Annotated in this window: 16 protein-coding genes; 7 read left to right on the top strand and 9 right to left on the bottom strand. The window is 65.7% G+C overall.

Annotated features, from left to right (window positions below):
• Window positions 1–17: 17 nt before the first annotated feature.
• The 6 genes from BLT66_RS02730 to BLT66_RS02705 all read left to right on the top strand — a co-directional run bounded on the left by BLT66_RS02730 (window position 18) and on the right by BLT66_RS02705 (window position 7,499).
• Window positions 18–1,769: a bifunctional protein-serine/threonine kinase/phosphatase gene (locus tag BLT66_RS02730; protein WP_092755479.1), complete on the top strand. Its 1,752-nt coding sequence runs from the start codon at window positions 18–20 to the stop codon at window positions 1,767–1,769.
• Window positions 1,770–1,928: 159 nt separating this feature from the next.
• Window positions 1,929–2,327, top strand: coding sequence for a VOC family protein (locus tag BLT66_RS02725; protein ID WP_092755477.1), 399 nt, complete (start codon window positions 1,929–1,931; stop codon window positions 2,325–2,327).
• Between the two features lie 10 nt (window positions 2,328–2,337).
• The gene (locus tag BLT66_RS02720; RefSeq protein ID WP_092755475.1) at window positions 2,338–2,820 is read left to right on the top strand and encodes an EVE domain-containing protein; all 483 of its coding nucleotides are present in this window, start codon (window positions 2,338–2,340) and stop codon (window positions 2,818–2,820) included.
• A 98-nt stretch (window positions 2,821–2,918) separates the two neighbouring features.
• The gene (locus tag BLT66_RS02715) at window positions 2,919–3,395 is read left to right on the top strand and encodes a GyrI-like domain-containing protein (protein WP_092755473.1); all 477 of its coding nucleotides are present in this window, start codon (window positions 2,919–2,921) and stop codon (window positions 3,393–3,395) included.
• Between the two features lie 75 nt (window positions 3,396–3,470).
• Window positions 3,471–4,157, top strand: coding sequence for a helix-turn-helix transcriptional regulator (locus tag BLT66_RS02710; protein ID WP_092755471.1), 687 nt, complete (start codon window positions 3,471–3,473; stop codon window positions 4,155–4,157).
• Between the two features lie 153 nt (window positions 4,158–4,310).
• Window positions 4,311–7,499: an EAL domain-containing protein gene (locus BLT66_RS02705; protein WP_092755469.1), complete on the top strand. Its 3,189-nt coding sequence runs from the start codon at window positions 4,311–4,313 to the stop codon at window positions 7,497–7,499.
• Window positions 7,500–7,546: 47 nt separating this feature from the next.
• On the opposite strand, the gene BLT66_RS02700 is transcribed toward BLT66_RS02705, so the two are convergent.
• From BLT66_RS02700 to BLT66_RS02665, 8 genes are all read right to left on the bottom strand, one after another.
• Window positions 7,547–8,002: a chemotaxis protein CheX gene (locus BLT66_RS02700; protein WP_092755467.1), complete on the bottom strand. Its 456-nt coding sequence runs from the start codon at window positions 8,000–8,002 to the stop codon at window positions 7,547–7,549.
• Window positions 8,003–8,374 carry a response regulator gene (locus BLT66_RS02695; RefSeq protein WP_092755465.1) on the bottom strand — a complete coding sequence of 124 codons (372 nt, stop codon included), beginning with the start codon at window positions 8,372–8,374 and terminating at the stop codon, window positions 8,003–8,005.
• The gene (locus BLT66_RS02690; protein ID WP_255406728.1) at window positions 8,374–10,467 is read right to left on the bottom strand and encodes an ATP-binding protein; all 2,094 of its coding nucleotides are present in this window, start codon (window positions 10,465–10,467) and stop codon (window positions 8,374–8,376) included. The genes BLT66_RS02695 and BLT66_RS02690 overlap by 1 nt, the downstream gene beginning before the upstream one ends.
• A gap of 11 nt (window positions 10,468–10,478) precedes the next feature.
• The gene (locus BLT66_RS02685; protein WP_092755461.1) at window positions 10,479–11,315 is read right to left on the bottom strand and encodes an ABC transporter ATP-binding protein; all 837 of its coding nucleotides are present in this window, start codon (window positions 11,313–11,315) and stop codon (window positions 10,479–10,481) included.
• Entirely contained in the window at window positions 11,312–12,241 is a 930-nt protein-coding gene (gene ntrB, locus BLT66_RS02680; RefSeq protein WP_092755459.1) for a nitrate ABC transporter permease, read from the bottom strand. Before ntrB ends, BLT66_RS02685 begins: the two co-directional genes overlap by 4 nt.
• Window positions 12,242–12,307: 66 nt before the next feature.
• Window positions 12,308–13,552 (bottom strand): CmpA/NrtA family ABC transporter substrate-binding protein, encoded by a 1,245-nt coding sequence (locus tag BLT66_RS02675; RefSeq protein ID WP_092755457.1) that lies wholly within the window; start codon window positions 13,550–13,552, stop codon window positions 12,308–12,310.
• Between the two features lie 318 nt (window positions 13,553–13,870).
• Window positions 13,871–16,036, bottom strand: a complete 2,166-nt coding sequence (locus tag BLT66_RS02670) for a putative bifunctional diguanylate cyclase/phosphodiesterase (protein ID WP_255406727.1) — start codon at window positions 16,034–16,036, stop codon at window positions 13,871–13,873.
• 206 nt (window positions 16,037–16,242) lie between these two features.
• Window positions 16,243–16,890, bottom strand: coding sequence for an ANTAR domain-containing response regulator (locus tag BLT66_RS02665; RefSeq protein ID WP_092755455.1), 648 nt, complete (start codon window positions 16,888–16,890; stop codon window positions 16,243–16,245).
• A gap of 109 nt (window positions 16,891–16,999) precedes the next feature.
• On the opposite strand from BLT66_RS02665, the gene tsaD reads away from it, so the two are divergent.
• On the top strand, window positions 17,000–18,037 hold the full coding sequence (gene tsaD / locus BLT66_RS02660; protein ID WP_092755453.1) for a tRNA (adenosine(37)-N6)-threonylcarbamoyltransferase complex transferase subunit TsaD: 1,038 nt from the start codon (window positions 17,000–17,002) through the stop codon (window positions 18,035–18,037).
• Here the strand turns inward: tsaD and BLT66_RS02655 are convergent.
• A complete protein-coding gene (locus BLT66_RS02655) occupies window positions 18,034–18,414 on the bottom strand; it encodes an Hsp20/alpha crystallin family protein (protein WP_092755451.1) in 381 nt (126 codons plus the stop codon). The two genes, tsaD and BLT66_RS02655, sit on opposite strands and share 4 nt — an antisense overlap.
• Window positions 18,415–18,461: the final 47 nt, after the last annotated feature.

Here is an 18,461-nt window from a genome sequence, read left to right as displayed (position 1 = left end):
ACTTGCATCATTGGTGCATGGCATTCCACATCGACATAGGTTTTAGCTCGCAGGCCGGCACCAAGCCCACCAACGAAGATTTTTGCGCCGCCATGCTGCCCGAGGCGGGCCAGGCGGACATGGGCTCCATCGCCGCGCTGGCCGACGGCGTCAGCACCGGCGGCATGGGCCAGGAGGCGGCGCAAACTACCGTCACCAGCTTGGTGCGCGATTACTACAGCACGCCCGAAACCTGGGACACCACGGTGGCCCTGGATCGCATTATTGGTGCACACAACGCCTGGCTCACTGGCATGAACCGGCGCCGCAAGCCGGCCATGGGCCTGACCACGCTGACCGCCGTGGTGCTGCGTGGCCAGTCCTACACCGTGGCCCATGTGGGCGATTCGCGCGCCTACCTGCTGCGCGATGGCCAGTTCAGCCAGCTGACCCACGACCACGTGCCCGACCACCCCGATCTGCGGCACCAGCTGCTGCGCTCGGTGGGCGTGGACGAGCGCCTGGTGGTCGACTACATGCAGGGCGACCTGCAGGTTGGCGACGTGTTCGTGCTGCTGACCGACGGCGTGCACGGTGTGCTGCCCGACGCCCAGCTGCAGGCGCTGGCCCAGGGCGACAACGCCCGGCTGGCCGCCGAAACCTTGGTGCAGACTGCCCTCAAGGCCGGCAGCCGCGACAACGCCACCGCCATGGTGGTGCGCGTGCTGGGCCTGCTGGACGCCACGCTGGAAGACGAAAACCGTGCGTTCCGGGCGCTGCCGATTCCCGGCCCGTTCCGCGTCGGCGACATGCTGGACGGCCTGGCCGTTACCGCCCCGGTGGCCGACAACGGCATCAACGTCGTGGTCCAGGTGCGGCATCCCCAAACCCAGCAGCTGTACGCGCTGAAGACCCTGCATCCCAGCCGCGCCCACGACCCGCAGGAGCGCGCCATGCTGGCCCACGAGGCCTGGCTGGCCAAGCGCATGGGCTCCAGCCGCGCGGCCGAGCACCTGGTCATGCTGCACGACACCTTTCCGGCCAATAGCGTCAGCGGCCAGCCGGCCAGCGCCGCCTACCTGCTGTACAACTGGCACAGCGGCGAAACCCTGCAGCAGATGCTGGACCGGCAAAGCAAGTTCAGCGTGCACCAGGCCGTGGCCGCGGCCCGCCAGGTGGCCGAGGCGCTGGGCCGGCTGCACCGGCAGAACGTGATCCACCGCGACATCAAGCCGGCCAACCTGCACCAGGGCGAAGACGGCGTGCTGCGCCTGCTGGACCTGGGCGTGGCCCTGACCGGCCGCGAGCCCGAGGCCATGCGCAAGCTGCACGCGGGTACGCCCAGCTACATCAACCCCGAGCAATGGGGCTTCAGCGCGCTGGGGGGCGACGCGGCAGAGGAGCTGCCGAATGCCCAGAGCGACCTGTTTGCGCTGGGTGTCACGCTGTACCAGCTGCTGACCCACAAGCTGCCCTACGGCGAGGTGTTGCCCTACCAGGTGGGCCGCTACTACCGCGACCCGATTGCGCCCAGCCGGCACAACCCCGAGATCCCGATCTGGCTCGACCACGTGGTGCAAAAAGCCGTGGCCCGTGACAAGCGCCAGCGCTTCGAGACCGGCGAGGAGTTTTTGCTGGCGCTGGAGCGCGGCGCATCCCGTCCGCTGACCGCCCCCGCGCCATCACCCCTGCTGCAGCGCGACCCCACGGCGGTGTGGAAGCTGGGCCTGGCGGTGTCGGTGCTGCTCAATTTCCTGCTGGTCTTCTGGCTGCTTTTCCTGCCGAAATAAGGGTTTAAGCCTTTTTGAGCGCTGGCGGATATTCCACCTGCGCAGGTAGCTATGTTTATGCTAGCAAAAGGCGCGGGCGTTGAACGCTGCTGACACTACGTTGTCAGCAGCAGGTTGGCACCATTCGCTTCTCTTTAACTGCACCGAAAGGAAGCTCCCATGTCCACCAACGCCACTCCCAACGCCATCAGCTGGTTTGAAATCCCGGTCACCAACATCGACCGCGCCCAGCGCTTCTACGAGACCGTGCTGGGCAAGAACCTGCACCGCGAAGTCTTCCCCATGGGCGGGCACGATTACACGCTGGCCATCTTTACCGCCCCGGACGAGGGCGTCAAAGGCTGCCTGCAAACCGGTGCCGACACCACCCAGCCGTCGACCGAGGGCACGCTGGTCTATCTGGACTGCTCGCCCAGCATCGATGCCGCCCTGGACCGCCTGCAGACTTTGGACGCCAAGCTGCTCAAGCCCAAGACGGCCTTGCCACCCGGCATGGGCTTCATCGCCCATCTGCGTGACCCGGACGGCAACCGCGTCGGCCTGCATTCCATGGCCTGAAGACGCCGCCATGGCACGCAATAACTGGATTGCCGTGGCCAGCGCCGCCCATGCGCGGCGTGGCTGCGCAGCGGTGGACGGGCCGGGCTACATGCAGGTCTGCCATGGCAAGGTCGCGCCGCTGAAGCGCGTGCGGCCGGGCGACCGCGTGGCCTACTACGCGCCCACCGTCACCATGGGCGGCAAGGACCGGCTGCAGAGCTTTGTGTCGATAGGCATCGTGCTGCCCGGCGAACCCTATGCGTACGACATGGGTGGCGGTTTTGTGCCGTTTCGCAAGGACGTGGCGTATGTGCGGGCGCAAGAGGCGTCGATCCTGCCGCTGGTGGCGCATTTCGAGTTTGTCGAATCGCCGCAGCGCTGGGGCTACAAGTTCCGCTTCGGCCTGTTCGACATCAGCGACCACGACATGCGGCTGATCGCCCAGGCCATGCAGGCCGACCCGCAGGCGCTGCATTTTGCGACCGAACCACAATACGAATTAGCCTTCTAGCGCAGGAAGTATCTGCGCAGCTAGCTATATATTGCATAGCATGGAGCTCAGGGCTGCCGGCCGGTGTAAATTCTCCCCACTTTTTATAAAGCCTTGCGATGACCACCATCTTCCCGCCGCGCCTTGTGCAGCTGGCCCAGCCCAAGCAGCTGGCCGGCATCCGCACCCGTACCAGCAATGCCGACGAGGCCACGCCCGCCACCGGCAAGATCCCGGCGCTGTGGGGCCGCTTCTTTTCCGAGCGGGTGGCGCAGTCCGTGCCCGGCTATACGCCGCAGTCGGCGCTGTACGGCGTGTACAGCGGCTATGCGTCCGATGCCCACGGTGCGTATGACCTGACCGCCGCGGTGCTGTCCGATACGGTGCCGGACGGCCTGGTCGGCAGCACGGTGCCGGCCGGCGAGTACCTGGTGTTCGAAGGGCAGGGCGCGATGCCGGCGACGGTGGTGGCGGTGTGGGGCGCGGTCTGGCAGTATTTTGCCGACGCGCCAGCCCATCCACGTACCTACGCTGCCGACTTCGAGGAATACAGCGGCGACGGTCGGGTGGCGGTGTACATCGGTGTGCAGGCCTGACGCCGGAATACTCAATTTTGATAGCGGCCCGCGCAATCCACACCTTCGCTAGCGGCCTGAAAAGCTTATAAAACCATGCGCCGTGCCGACCGCCTTTTCCACCTGGTCCAGCTGATCCGTGGCCGGCGCCTGTCGACTGCCACCTTTTTGGCCGAACGGCTGGAGGTGTCGGAGCGCACCGTGTACCGCGACGTGGCCGATCTGCAGCGCCAGGGCGTGCCTATCGAGGGCGAGGCCGGGGTCGGTTACCGTTTTGGCGCGGGCTTCGAGCTGCCGCCGCTGATGTTCAGCCAGGACGAGGCCAAGGCCCTGGTGGCGGCGGTGCGCTTGTCCCAGCCGTGGCTGGACGCACCGCTGGCGCTGGCCGCCGAGGACGCGCTGGGCAAGATGCTGTCCATCCTGCCGTCGGCCGCGCGGGCTGCGGCCGAGAGCCTGGCGGTCTACGCGCCGCCGGCCAGCTACAACGGCCTGACGGCGCCGGTGCGCAACCATTTGCAGCAGCTGCGCGAGGCCAGCGGCCTGCGCCGCAAGGTGCATATGGACTACAGCGACGTAAAAGACGCCACCAGCCAGCGCACCGTGCACCCCCTGGGCTGCTTTTACTGGGGCCGGGTCTGGACCCTGGTGGCCTGGTGCGAGGTGCGGCGCGATTTCCGCAGCTTCCGGATCGACCGCATCCAGTCCTTGCTGGTGCTGGACGACTGCTTCCAGCCGGTGGCCGGCTGCACGCTGGCCGACTTCCTGCGCACTGTGGCTTGTTGACCAAAGACCTGCAGCGATCGTGACAGCGTTCCGTCCCGCAGCGCAGCGGGGGTGGTATGGTTGCGAGGATACAAATAGACACTTTTTGGGGCCCGTGGCATGGCGCGGGCTCGGCTACCCTCGGACACGCGCGCAGCGACGGAGAAGTTTTGCATGGACTGGAATGTGTTTCAGTGGCGTTCACTGAAGACCCGGGTCACCCTGAGTACGCTGGCCATTTTTCTGGCGGGTATCTGGTCGCTGGCCTTCTATGCCAGCCAGGTGCTGCGCGACGACATGAAGATGCTGCTGGGCGAGCAGCAGCTCGCGTCCACCAGCGCCCTGGCGGCCGACATCAACAGCGATCTGGAGCAGCGCCTGCAGGCTCTGGCCAACCTGGCGATGGTGGCCGGGCCCAGCGTGCGCAGCGAGCGGTCGGTGTTGCCGCTGGTGCTGGCCCAGCGCCTGATCACCCGCGGTTTGTTCAATGGCGGCTTCGTTGCCTACAACGCCGACGGCCTGGTCGTCGATACCGATACCCGCCTGGTCGAACTGCTGGGCAGCCGTGTGCCCGAGGGCGACGGCGCGGTGGCGATTGCGCTGCGCGACGGCGTGCCGGCGGTAGGCTTGCCCCGGCTGGAGCCCGTCTTGCGGGCCTTGGTCGTTCCCATGGCGGTGCCGGTGCGCGACGGCCGCGGCCGGGTGGTGGGCGCGGTGGTGGGCTGGACCCGGCTGGACGGTGCCAACTTTCTGGACCGCGTGGGCGACCTGCGCTATGCACGCACCGGCCTGTACACCGTGGTTTCGCCCAAAGACCGGCGGGTGGTCACTGCCAGTGACAAAAGCCGGATTCTGGAGCGCCTGCCCGCCCCGGGCCAGGACCCGGCGGTGGACCGGGCGGTAGACGGCGATGAAATCTTTGGCCTGCTGGTAGACCATACGGGGCAGGAGCTGCTGTCGTCCTCGGTGCGGATTCCGCTGGCCGGCTGGACCGTGGCCTCGGCCTGGCCCACGGCAGCGGCCTTCGTGTCGATCCGCCAGCTGGAGCAGCGGGTGATGCTGGCCACGCTGCTGCTCACCGTGCTGGCTGGCGGCCTGACCTGGTGGATGCTGCGGCGCCAGTTTGCACCGATGCAGGACGCCGCCCGTGTGCTGGCGGCCGTCACCGAGCACAGCCAGCCGCTGGCGCCGCTGGCGACCCCCACACAGGACGAGGTCGGCGCGTTGATCGGCGGATTCAACCGCCTGCTGAAGATACTCGGCCAGCGCGAGCAGGCGCAAAAGGAAACCGAGGCACGCTACCGCACGCTGGTGGAATGGTCGCCCGACGCGGTGGTGGTGTATGTGGACGGCCGCATCATCTACTGCAACCCGGCGGCGGTACGGCTGTTCGGCGCGGAGTCCGCAGACGAGCTGCTGGGCGAGCCGGTCAGCGAACGCATCCACCCCGACTCTGCCATCGCAGCCGCCCAGCGCCTGCAGCATGTGGCCCGCACCGGCGACAGCGTGGGCGTGGCCGAGCTGAAGATCATCCGGCTGGATGGCACGGTGATCGATGTCGAAGGCCAGGGCACCTCCATCGTGTTCGACGGCAAGCCGGCGGTGCATTCCGTGCTGCGCGACATCACCAGCCGCAAGCAGGCGGACGCCGAGATGCGGATCGCCGCCACCGCCTTCGAGTCGCAGCAGGGCATGCTGGTCACCGACAGCGAATGGACCATCCTGCGGGTGAACCGGGCTTTCACCGAGATCACCGGCTACACCGCGCAAGAGGCCATAGGCCAGAAGCCATCGGAGCTGCTGCGTTCGGGCCGGCACGATGCCGAATTCTTCCGGGCCATGCTGGAGAGCCTGGAGAAGACCGGCTCCTGGCTCGGCGAGATCTGGGACCGGCGCAAGAACGGCGAGCTGTATCCGGGCTGGTTTGCCATCACCGCCATCAAGGACGAGAACGGCCGGATCACCCACTACGTGGACACCTTTGTCGACATCACCTCGCGCAAGCAGGCCGAAGAACAGATCCAGAACCTGGCTTTCTTTGACCCGCTGACCGGCCTGCCCAACCGCCGCCTGCTGATGGACCGGCTGGAGTTGGCCATGGCCAGCCGGGGCCGGCACCAGCGCAAGGGCGCGCTGCTGTTTGTCGACCTGGACAACTTCAAGACCCTGAACGACACCCACGGCCACCACCGCGGCGACCTGCTGCTGCAGGAGGTGGCGCAGCGCCTGGTGACCTGCAGCCGGCGCGGCGATACCGTGGCCCGGCTGGGCGGCGACGAGTTCGTGGTGATGCTGGAAGACCTGAGCGAACAGCCGCTAGAAGCCGCCACCCAGGCCGAAGGCGTGGGCGAAAAAATCCTCGCCCTGCTGAACCAGAACTACCTGCTGGCCGGCTATGTGCACCACAGCACGCCCAGCATCGGCATCACCTTGTTCGGCGATTGCGAGGAGGGCATCGAAGAGCCGCTCAAGCGCGCCGACCTGGCCATGTACCAGGCCAAGGCCGCGGGCCGCAACACGCTGCGCTTTTTTGACCCGCAGATGCAGGCCGTGGTCAGCGCCCGGGCGGCGCTGGAGGCCGGTTTGCGCGATGCGCTGGCCGGCGACCAGCTGCAGCTGTACTACCAGCCCCAGGTGATGGGCGAGAGCGAGATGACCGGGGTCGAAGCCCTGGTGCGCTGGCTGCACCCGCAGCGCGGCATGGTGTCGCCGGCCGAATTCATCCCGCTGGCCGAAGACACCGGCCTGATCCTGCCGCTAGGCCACTGGGTGCTGGAAACCGCCTGCAAGCAGCTGGCCAACTGGGCCACCCGGCCCGAGATGGCGCACCTGACGGTGGCCGTCAACGTCAGCCCGCGGCAGTTCCACCAGGCGGACTTTGTCGACCAGGTGCTGGCCCTGCTGGAGCGCACCGGCGCCCAGCCGCAGCGCCTGAAGCTGGAGCTGACCGAGAGCCTGCTGGTGGCGAATATCGAGGACGTGATCGCCAAGATGACAGCGCTGAAGCGCGTGGGCGTGGGCTTCTCGCTGGACGACTTCGGCACCGGCTACTCGTCGCTGTCGCACCTCAAGCTGCTGCCGCTGGACCAGCTGAAGATCGACCAGGGCTTTGTGCGCGACATCCTGACCGACCCGAACGACGCCGCCATCGCCCGCATGGTGGTCGCGCTGGGCGACAGCCTGGGCCTGGCTGTGATCGCCGAAGGCGTGGAAACCGAGGCCCAGCGCGAGTTCCTGGCCAACCAGGGCTGCTACGCCTACCAGGGCTATCTGTTCAGCCGGCCGCTGCCGATTGCCGAATTCGAAAGCCTGGCGCAAAGCTACCTGCTACAAAATAAAGAGCTGCTTGCGCCCGTCAAATAAGCGCTAACGACCTAAAAGGCAGCAAACCAGTCCAACAGCCGGGGCACCTAGCCCCGCGTGACGTCCACCACCACCAACGCCGGCTGGTGGTGCCAGCGCAGGGTGATGGCATAGGGGCGTTCGCGCACCTGGGGGAGTACGCTGTTCAGCCCCTGCTGCGTCGTCGGCACCGAAATATGCAGGCCGCTGCCCAGCACCTGGCGCGCATTGCCGGCCAGGGTGTTGGCGATCTCACCTACGGCGTCGAGCAGGTGCGCATCGCTGAAGTCAGTGGCGTGCTGCAGCACCAGCAGCTCGCGCAGCAGGGTGCCGGGCATGGACACCAGCACCTGGCCGTGGAAGCTACCCGAGAACTGCACCGTGCCGGTGAAGGCGTGGCCGGTGACATCGGCATGGCCCAGAAAGGCCGAGGTGATGTGCGGTGCCTCGGCGGTTGTGACCTCGAAGTAGCGGCGCACAGAGTCGACGAACAGCTTGAGTTCGGCCTGCGTCAGTGCGTCCATTCAAACGCCCTCCATCACGTCGAGCAAGGCCAGGCGCAGCTCGTCGTCGGTGAACGGCTTGGCCACAAAGCCGCGCGCGCCCAGCTTTAGCGCGGCGATGGCGGTGGCTTTGTCGTTCAGCGCGCTGACCACCAGGATGCGGGTGCCCGGCAGCAGGCGCAGCATTTCGCGTATGCATTGCACGCCGTCCATCTCGGGCATGGTCAGGTCCATGGTCACCACGTCGGGCTGCGTGGCTTTGGCGATGCGCAAGGCCTCGACGCCGTTGCGCGCCAGGCCGACCAGCGCGATCTTGCCCAGACCACCGCCTTGCACCACTTTGCTGATGCGCGTGCGGATCATGTTGGAGTCATCTACGACTAAAAGTCTCATCAAGCTTCAAAACGGATGGTGAATTCGGTGAACTGGCCGGTCGTCGACGCCAGGGTCAGCCGGCCGCCCAGGCGTTGCACATCGGCCTGCACCACATCCAGCCCCAGGCCCCGGCCCGCATGCACGCTCAAGCTGCCGGCGGTGGAAAAGCCAGGCTTGAAGATGTGGGCCACGATCTGGCGCTCATCAAAGCTCTCCAGCTGCAGGGCGGTGTACCAGCCCAGGTCCAGCAGCTTCTGGCGGATGGAGGCGGCATGCAGGCCCCGGCCATCGTCGCGGATACGCAAGATCCATTCCGCATCCTGGCGCTGCAGCTGTATCTCCAGCTGCCCGGTGGCGGCCTTGCCCGATGCCTGGCGGGTGGCAGGGGCCTCAATGCCGTGCACCACGGCGTTGCGAGTCAGCTGGGTGGCGATCTCGCGCACCAGGTCGGCGGCCTCGGCGCTGAGGGCGCCGTGCTGCTCCATCTGCACCCGGGTCGTGACCCGCTTGCCGTGGGCCGTGGCTAGCTCGGTGGCCAGGCGCTGCAAGGCGGTGTTCAGGGCCGTGCCGGTGGCCTGGGCCAGCATGCCGCGCTGCAGGCCGGCCAGACTCTTCAGCGCGCTGATCTTGCCCAGCAGCTCTTCCAGCGGCAGCGGCAGGGCCAGCAGCGGGTCGCCGCCGCCGCCGGCGCGCACCTGCAGCAGGGCCGATTCGAAGTCATGCGCCTGGTGCACCAGCGAGTCCAGGCCGAGTGCGCCGGCATCGCCCTTCAGCGCGTGGATGCGCCGCGCCGCCTGGTCCAGCGCATGCTGCAGCGCAGGTTGGCCCTGGGCGGTGTTGCGCAGCAGCTCGTTGACCTCCAGCAGGCTGGTCTCCGAGCGGGCTACAAACTGGCGCAGCAGCGCCGGGTCGGCCTCGCAGGCGGCCAGCAGCATGGCCAGCTCTTTTTGGGCGCGCTGGCGCTCGGCCTGCAAGGTGGCCTGCAGCGCGCTGCGTTCCGAAATGTCCTGCACCGTGACCAGCAGGTGCGCCACCGCCGCGCCCACGCGGACCCGGTTGAAGCGGAACGCCAGGGTGCGCTGCACCTCCTGGCCGAGCCGGTTGGGCAGCTGCACCCGCACGTCGAGCAAGGGGTTGATGTCTTGCACCAGCGATTCCTTGACGTGCGGCGCAAACAGCAGCTCCACATAGTCTTTGGCGTCTTGCAGTGCCTTGTCGCCGAGCCGGCTGGCCAGCAGGCCAAAGAAGTCGTCGCCCGGCCGCAGCGGGTGGCCAAACAGCTGGTGCGCCGACTGCGAGACCTGCGAGCCGATGCGGTAGTCGGGCGTGATCAGGAACAGGCCCTCGCGCACGCTGGCCAGGATTTCGCGGTTCTCCTCGGTGGCGGCGTCGATGGCGGCGTCCGACTGGCGCAGCCGGCGTAAAAACTTGAACAGGATGAAGCCGAAGTTCAGCAGCGCCAGCACGATGCCCGCGGTCTGCACCTGGCGCAGGCGGTCGGCGCGCTGCGAGGCGGTGGCTTCGAGTGCGGTGGTCAGCGCATTCATCTGGCCCAGCAGCTGCAGGTTGTGGGCTTGCGCATAGGCGCCGGCCGCCTGCAGCTGGGCGTCGCTGGCGCGGCCTTGCAGCACCGGCGCCAGCACCTGCTGGTAGGGAATCCACAGCGCCTGGGCCTGCTGCAGCGCGGCCAGCGCCTGGCGGCTTGCTACGGGTGGCAGGTAGACCGGCTGGTTGTTGCCACCGGGCACGGTGCCGCCCAGCTGGAAGGCCTTGAGGCTGGCGTCGAAGAGCTGCACCGCATCGCGCAGCTCGTCCAGGTCGGCCGGGCTGGCCAGGCCCTGGCTGCGCGCCGCCGACACCGCCAGCAAGGCCTTGGCCGTGCGCTGCGACAGCATGCGCTGGCGGCCGGCCAGGTTGATGCCCAGCGCGTCTTCGCTGATCTGGTACGAGGTATAGAAGTTGACCAGCAGCACGCCCAGGTCGAACAGCAGAAATAGCGCCACCGCAATCACGATGTCCCGGTACTTTCCTAAGGAAAACAGGGCGCTGGCGCTGCTGCTGTCTGCGGGAGTAGCTAGGTTTTTGATAGCAATGGCTTGGGCGACTGGCACGGGGGCAGAATTTATGCAGTGATCTTTTCGACGTGCGCCTGGCGGGTGTACAGGAAGTCGATCACTGCCTTGCGGTAGTGCTGGTACTGCGCACTTTCGGCCAGCTCCACGCGGTTACGCGGGCGCGGCAGGTCGACGTTCAGCACTTCGCCAATGGTGGCGGCGGGCCCGTTGGTCAGCATCACGATCTTGTCGCTCAGCAGCACGGCTTCGTCCACGTCGTGGGTCACCATCACCACGGTGCTCTGGGTTTTTTGCACGATGGCCAGCAGCTCGTCCTGCAGCTTGGCGCGGGTCAGTGCGTCGAGTGCGCCAAACGGCTCGTCCATCAGCAAGACCTTGGGCTCCATGCTCAGTGCGCGGGCAATGCCGACGCGTTGCTTCATGCCGCCGGAGATCTCGCCCGGGCGTTTTTGCGCGGCGGCGGTCAGGCCGACCATGGCCAGCACCGCATCGGTGCGGGCTTTCAGCTGGGCCTTGTTTTCCGCCTGGACGCCGGTGGATTTGTTGGCCGCGCCGAAGACGCGTTCGACGGCCAGGTAGACGTTCTCGAAGCAGGTCAGCCAGGGCAGCAGCGAGTGGTTCTGGAACACCACGGCGCGCTCGGGGCCCGGGCCTTTGATCTCGCGGTTGGCGCAGAGCAGGGTGCCGTTGGTGGGCTCGGTCAGGCCGGCGATCAGGTTCAGCAGGGTCGACTTGCCGCAGCCCGAGTGGCCGATCAAGGCCACGAACTCGCCCTTGGCAATCGTCAGGTTCACATCGCGCAGCGCCGGGAAGATGCCCTTGGCGGTCTTGAAGGTCTGCTCTACGCCCTGGATTTCGATGTACTTGCTGGTCAGTGAGCTCATGATTTGACTTCCTCAAAAGTGAAGGCGGTGGCCAGTTTGATCAATGCGTATTCGAGTACCAGGCCAACGATGCCGATGACGAAGATGGCGATGATGATGTGCTTCACATTCAGGTTGTTCCACTCGTCCCAGACCCAGAAGCCGATGCCGACGCCGCCGGTCAGCATCTCGGCCGCCACGATCACCAGCCAGGCGGTGCCGACGGCCAGGCGCACGCCGGTCAGCATGTAGGGCAGCACGGCGGGGAACAGGATCTTGGTGACGATCTTCCATTCGCTGAGGTTCAGCACCCGGGCCACGTTCATGTAGTCCTGGGGTACGCGCTGCACGCCGACCGCGGTGTTGATCACCATGGGCCAGATCGAGCAGATGAAGATGGTCCAGATGGCGGCCGGGTTTGCGCCCTTGAACACCATCAGGCCGATCGGCAGCCAGGCCAGCGGCGACACCGGGCGCAGCAGGCTGATCAGCGGGTTGAACATGCGGCCCATGAATTCGAAGCGGCCAATCGCAAAGCCGGCCGGAATGCCGACCAGCGCCGCCAGGCCAAAGCCCACGGCCACGCGCTCCAGCGACATCAGCACGTTCCAGCCTACGCCCTGGTCGTTCGGGCCCTTGCGGTAGAACGGGTCGCTGAACAGCACCACGGCTTCCTTGAAGGTTTCAAACGGCGACGGGATGCTGCTGGAGGTGCTGATCGAGATGATGGCCCAGATGCCGATCAACAGGCCCAGGCCCAAAATCGGCGGCAGCACATTGCGCCACAGGTTGCGCCAGTCGAACGGCATCTTGGCTGCGACTTCAGGTGCTTTTGGTGTGCTGGCGCTTGTAGATGCTGCGGGTGTAGCTATCATTTTGGGAGTCATCGGGTGCTCGGGCGCATCGAAAGATGCGTCACCGGGGGAGTGGAATACGGCACTGACCATGGGGTTCTCCTGGTGGGGAATGGGAACTCTGGGCACCCCCGCCGGGTGGGCGGGGGGCTGCACGGTTTAGCCGTGTACTTTGAAGCTGTCGGCGTATTTCTTGGGATCTTTGCCGTCCCAGACCACGCCGTCCATCAGCTTGCTGGTGCGCATCACGTCCTTGGGCACGGGCGTCTTGCTGGCAGCAGCTGCTTGCTTGTAGATGTCGATCTGGTTGATCTGCTTGGCCACGGCCAGGTAGTCGGGGTGGTCCTTCAGCAAGCCCCAGCGCTTGTGCTGGGTCAGGAACCACATGCCGTCGCTGAGGTAGGGGAAGTTGACCGCGCCTTCGTTGTAGAACTTCATGTAGTTCGGGTCGTCCCAGGTCTTGCCCAGGCCGTTCTGGTAGCGGCCCAGGATGCGCTGGTTGATGGCGTCGACGCTGGTATTCACATAGCTCTTGTCGGCGATGGTTTCGGCCATCTTGTTCTTGTTGGCCAGGCCGGAGTCGATCCACTTGCTGGCTTCCAGGATCGCGGCGGTGACGGCGCGGGCGGTGTTCGGGTACTTCTTGACGAACTCGCTGGTGGTGCCCAGCACCTTCTCGGGGTGGTCCTTCCAGATGTCCTGGGTGGTGGTCGCGGTGATGCCGATGCCGTCGATGATGGCGCGGTGGCCCCAGGGCTCGCCCACGCAGTAGCCGTCCATATTGCCGACGCGCATATTGGCGACCATTTGCGGTGGCGGCACGGTGATGACCTTGGCGTCCTTCATCGGGTCGATGCCATTAGCCGCCAGCCAGTAGTACAGCCACATGGCGTGGGTGCCGGTGGGGAAGGTCTGGGCAAAGGTGTATTCGCGCTTTTCGGCGGCCATCAGCTTGGCCAGGCCGGGGCCGTCGACCGCGCCTTTTTCGGCCAGCTTCTTGCTCAGGGTGATGGCCTGGCCGTTGTTGTTCAGGGTCATCAGCACGGCCATGTCCTTCTTGGGGCCGCTCACGCCCAGGTGCACGCCGTAGATCAGGCCGTACAGCGCATGGGCAAAGTCGAGCTCGCCGTTGACCAGCTTGTCGCGCACGCCGGCCCAGCTGGCTTCCTTGCTGGGGACGATCTTGACGCCGTATTTCTTGTCGATGCCCAGCACCGAGGCCATCACCACGCTGGCGCAGTCGGTCAGCGGGATGAAGCCGATCTTGACTTCTTCCTTCTCGGGTTTGTCGGAGCCCTGGGCGTAGACCACGGCGCGCAGTGCCGGGCTGATGCCCACGGCGCCCACGGCAGCGGTTTGCAGTACAGAGCGGCGGCTGAGTTTGGTTTTCAAGAGGTCGGTCATCAAAAGGTTCCCAAAAAGACAAGCTGAGAAACGAAAAAAGGCGTCCTCACCGCGCAGTGCGCTGCAGCTTTTGTACGGCTGCAGCCTTCTACGGGTGGGGACGCCTTTGTCCGGATACTGATGGTGCCAACCCGCCTTTGGGTTGGAACTGTCATGGGACCATCGTTGGTCTTGGTCTAGTTATGCAAACACTGTGCCAGCTTGTGGTACCTATTGATTGCTATGGATGGCATAGCTGCTGGCGCTGGTGGAATATGTGCTGGCGGCCTGTTTGGTTTAAAACTGGGGGCTCGCACTGTTTGTGTGCGCTGCACCATTTCAGCCGTGCATGGCCTCCAGCTGCCGTGCGGGAATGCTGCCTTGGTGCCGCGCCAGCAGGCTGCGCAGGGCGTCGGCCGCCAGCGGCTTGGCGAACAGATAGCCCTGGAATTCCTCGCAGCCGTGGGCACACAGCAGGGCGAACTGGGCCGGGTTCTCCACGCCCTCAGCGACCACGGTTTTGCGCAGATTGCGGCACAGGCCGACCATGGCCTGGGCGATCATGGCCACGTCTTCGTCGAACTCCATGTCGGTGATCAGGGAGCGGTCGATCTTCACCGTGTCCAACGGCAAATGGCGCAGGTAGGACAGGCTGGAGTAGCCGGTGCCGAAGTCGTCCATCGCCACCCTGAAGCCCAGCGCCTTGAAGGCCTGCAGCACGCTGATGGCGCGCTCGCTGTCGTCCAGGAACACGCTTTCGGTGATCTCCAGCTCGACACGCTGCGGCGGCAGCCCACTGTCGGCCAGCCAGCCGGCCACGCGCTGCACCAGGTCGTCGGCCAGGAACAGCTTGGCCGACAGGTTGACCGCCAGGGTCAGCGCCCGGCCGTGCACCGGGCCCCACTGGGTGGCGGCGTGGAAGGCCTGGCGCAGCACCCGTTCGGTGATTTCGCCGATCAGGCCGGTTTCCTCGGCCATGGGGATGAAGCGGTCCGGCCCCACGCTGCCGCAGCTGGCGCTGTGCCAGCGGGCCAGCGCCTCAACGCCAACAATGCGCCGGTGCCGGTCGACCTTGGGCTGGTAGACCACGCTGAATTCGTTTTGCTCCAGGCCGAAGCGCATGGCGGTGGCCAGGTCGAGCCGTTCGTCGGCCAGCTTGTTGAGCTCGGGGGTGAAGAACTGGAAGTTGTTACGGCCGCGCTCCTTGGCTGCGTACATGGCCACGTCGGCGTGCTTGAGCAGGCTTTGCGCGTCCATGCCGTCCTGCGGGTACAGCGCCACGCCCATGCTGGCGCCCATCTGGAATTCGCGGCCCAGCAGGCTGACCGGCTGGTTCACCTGCTTGAGCACGCGCTGCAGGTGGGCGATCACGCTATGGATGCGGAAATGCTCGTTCAGCAGCAGCACGAACTCGTCGCCGCTGTGCCGCGCCACGGTGTCGCTGGCGCGCACGCAGCCGCGCATGCGCTGGGCGATCTCCACCAACAGCTGGTCGCCGGCGTCGTGGCCCAGGCTGTCGTTGATGAGCTTGAAGTGGTCCAGGTCGATGAACACCACGGCCAGAAAGTGGCCCATGCGTTCGGCGTGGGCGATGGCTGGGCCGATGCGGTCGCGCAGCAGGTTGCGATTGGCCAGGCCGGTGAGGGCGTCGTAATTGGCCTGGCGCTCCAGCTGCTCCAGCTGGCTGCGGCGCTCGGTAATATCTTGCACCGTGCCTTCAAAGCAGATGAATTCGCCGCGCGCATTGCGCACGCTGCGGGCGTTTTCGGAAATCCAGATCTTGCTGCCGTCGCGCCGGTACACCTCGGACTCGAAGTTGCTGACCTCGCCGTGGGCGGCCATCAGCTTCTGGAAGCGTTCGCGCCGGCCCGGCTGCACATACAGGCGGCGGTCGATGTCGGACAGGTCGGCAATCAGCTCGTCGGCCGTGCCGTAGCCGTAGAGCCGGGCCAGCGCCGGGTTGGCCGACAGGTAGCGGCCCTCCAGCGAGGTCTGGAAGATGCCTTCGCGCGCATGCTCGAAGATCTGCCGGTAGCGCAGCTCGGCGTGGGCCAGGGCTTCCAGGGTCTGGTGGATGTCGGTTACATCCTGGATGAAGCCCTCCAGCACCTGCTGCTGGCTTTCATCCATCACCATCACACCTTGGCCTTTGACCCGGCGCACCGCACCGCTGCGGGTGATGATGGCGTAGTGCAAGGTGTAGCCGTGACCGGCCTGCACCGCCTGCAGCACTTCTTGGCGTATCCGCTGCCGGTCGTCGGGGTGGGTGATGTCCTCCCATGACACCCGCTGGTTGTCCAGCAGGTCGGCGGCTTCGTAGCCGGTGAGCCGGAAACAGCCCTGGCTGACGAAGCGCATGGTCCATTCGCCGTCCAACAGGCAGCGGTAGGCCATGCCTTCCAGGTTGTGGACCAGGGTGTCGAGCACCTTGTGCAGGTCTACCGAGCGCGCAATCAACGGGCTGCTGTGGTGGGACCGGGCAGTGGGTACTAGATCAGATTTCACGGGGGTAGGTGACGGCGGGGCCGGGTTGGGTCAATAAGCACGACATGCCAGCAGGGGCCTGCCTTGTTTGCGCAAGCACCATGCCACCACTGTGTTGCTATTAAATAAGTAGCTGCTTGCGCAGGCAATGGTTGCGCTAAGGCAGGTTTTAGTCTTTTATTTTACTGCTTACAAATTGATGCACTAATTGTGTGCATTGCACCATTTCAGGATAAAAGCTCGGCCACGTCGAGGATGCGCTGGGCCACGTCTACCAGCTTCAGGCTCTTGTCCATGGCGGCTTTGCGCAGCCGGTCGTAGGCTTCTTTTTCGCTCAGGCCCTGGCGCTGCATCAGCAGGCCCTTGGCGCGGTCTATCACCTTGCGGTTGTGCAGCTCGGCCTTGTGCTCGTCGCGCTCGACCCGGGTATCGGCGAGTTCGCGGCGCAGCGCCTGTTCGTGTTCGAAGCGGGCCATGGCCACGTCGAGGATGGGGCGGATGCGGTCGGCCGACAGCCCGGCCACGATGTAAGCCGAGACTCCGGCGGCCACCGCGTCCTTCACATGCGAGGTGTCGCCGTCGTTGGTGAACATGACGATGGGGCGCGGCGCGTTACGGGTGGCCATCACCACGTGCTCCAGCGCGTCGCGGGCCTCGCTTTCGGCGTCGACGATCACCATGTCGGGCTGCAGCTGGGCCAGGCGTTCGGCCAGAAAGCTATCGCCGGGCAGCACGGCGACCAGGTTGTAGCCGTTTTCCAGCAGGCCGATGCGCAGCGCGCGCGAGCGTTCGGCTTGCAGCAAGGCGTCGTCGTCCCGTGGATCGAGTACATCCAGGTCTGGGGCAATCACTACGATGCGCAGGGCTTCAGTCATGGTCAAAAACCCGCAAGATTCGCGCCAATTTGGGGCGGTCGTTCCGCCCGAAAGAGGGGGTAGCCTAAACTCGCGGCTTCGTTGTTGTGCATACAGATAGGGTACGCCTGTGTTGGTATTAGGTATTGAATCATCTTGCGATGAAACGGGTATTGCCCTGGTCCGCGCCGACGGAGCCAACACCAGTGCGGTGCCGGTGCTGCTGTCGCATGCGCTGCACAGCCAGATCGAGATGCACCAGGCCTATGGCGGCGTAGTGCCGGAACTGGCCAGCCGCGACCATATCCGTCGCGTGCTGCCGCTGACCCAGCAGGTATTGGACGAGGCCGGCCAGACGCTGGCCGATGTAGATGTGGTGGCCTATACCCGGGGCCCGGGCCTGGCCGGTGCGCTGCTGGTGGGTGCCGGCGTGGCCTGCGCGCTGGGCGCGGCACTCGGCAAGCCGGTGCTGGGCGTGCACCATCTGGAAGGGCATTTGCTGTCGCCGTTCTTGAGCGCCGACCCGCCGGAGTTTCCGTTCGTGGCGCTGCTGGTGTCAGGCGGCCATACCCAGCTGATGCGGGTGGACGGCGTAGGCCGTTACGAAATTCTGGGCGAAACCATAGACGATGCGGCTGGCGAGGCCTTTGACAAATCGGCCAAGCTGATGGGCCTGGGCTATCCGGGCGGCCCGGCCTTGTCGCGGCTGGCGGAGCAGGGCGATCCCGCGGCCTTCAAGCTGCCGCGGCCGCTGCTGCACAGCGGTAACCTGGACTTCTCGTTCGCCGGCTTGAAGACCGCGGTCATGACCCAGGCCAAGAAGCTGGGCGACGATCTGGAGCCGCGCAAGGCCGACCTGGCGGCCAGCACGCAGGCGGCGATTGTTGAGGTGCTGTTGAAGAAATCGATCACCGCGCTGCAGCGCACCGGCCTGCGCAGGCTAGTGGTGGCGGGTGGCGTGGGCGCCAACAAGGCGCTGCGCAGCCAGCTGAATGCCGTCTGCGCCAAAGCCGGTATCCGTGTGCATTACCCCGAGCTGCATTTGTGCACCGACAACGGCGCAATGATTGCCATGGCCGGTGCAATGCGCCTGCAGTCGGGCCTGCAGCAGGCCACGCGGGCTTACGCTTTCGACGTGAAGCCGCGCTGGCCGCTGGGTTCCCTTTAGTTGATGGTCAGGTTGGCGACGTTGCTGACGGGGATCTTTTTCGCCAGCTTCAAGGTCAGTACGCCGTTTTCCAGCTTGGCATCGCTGGCAGAGACGTCGATGTCCAGCGGCAACTCGTACGCAGCCTTGTAGCTGCGCGGCGCGTCGGCCTGGCTTTCGATCCGCACCACATTGCCTTCGATACCGATGGACAGCTGCTCTTTGGCAATGCCGGGCACGTCGAACTGCAGGCTGTAGGCCTGTTCGTCCTGGGTGATGCGGTAGCCCGCAGAGCGTTTTTCATCGACCAGGCGTTGCAGCGCGTGCAGGCTGCGCAGTTGCTGGTTTTGGCGGACGATGGCGGGATGGTAGGCGGGGTGGGTAGCAGCAAAAAACATAGTGGGCTCCATTTACACTGCGCGGCGCTCACCGTGATTGCCGCATG

The organism is Rhodoferax sp. OV413 (assembly GCF_900104385.1).
Taxonomy (GTDB): domain Bacteria; phylum Pseudomonadota; class Gammaproteobacteria; order Burkholderiales; family Burkholderiaceae_C; genus Rhodoferax_B.
This window is presented reverse-complemented; position numbering and strand designations above follow the sequence as displayed.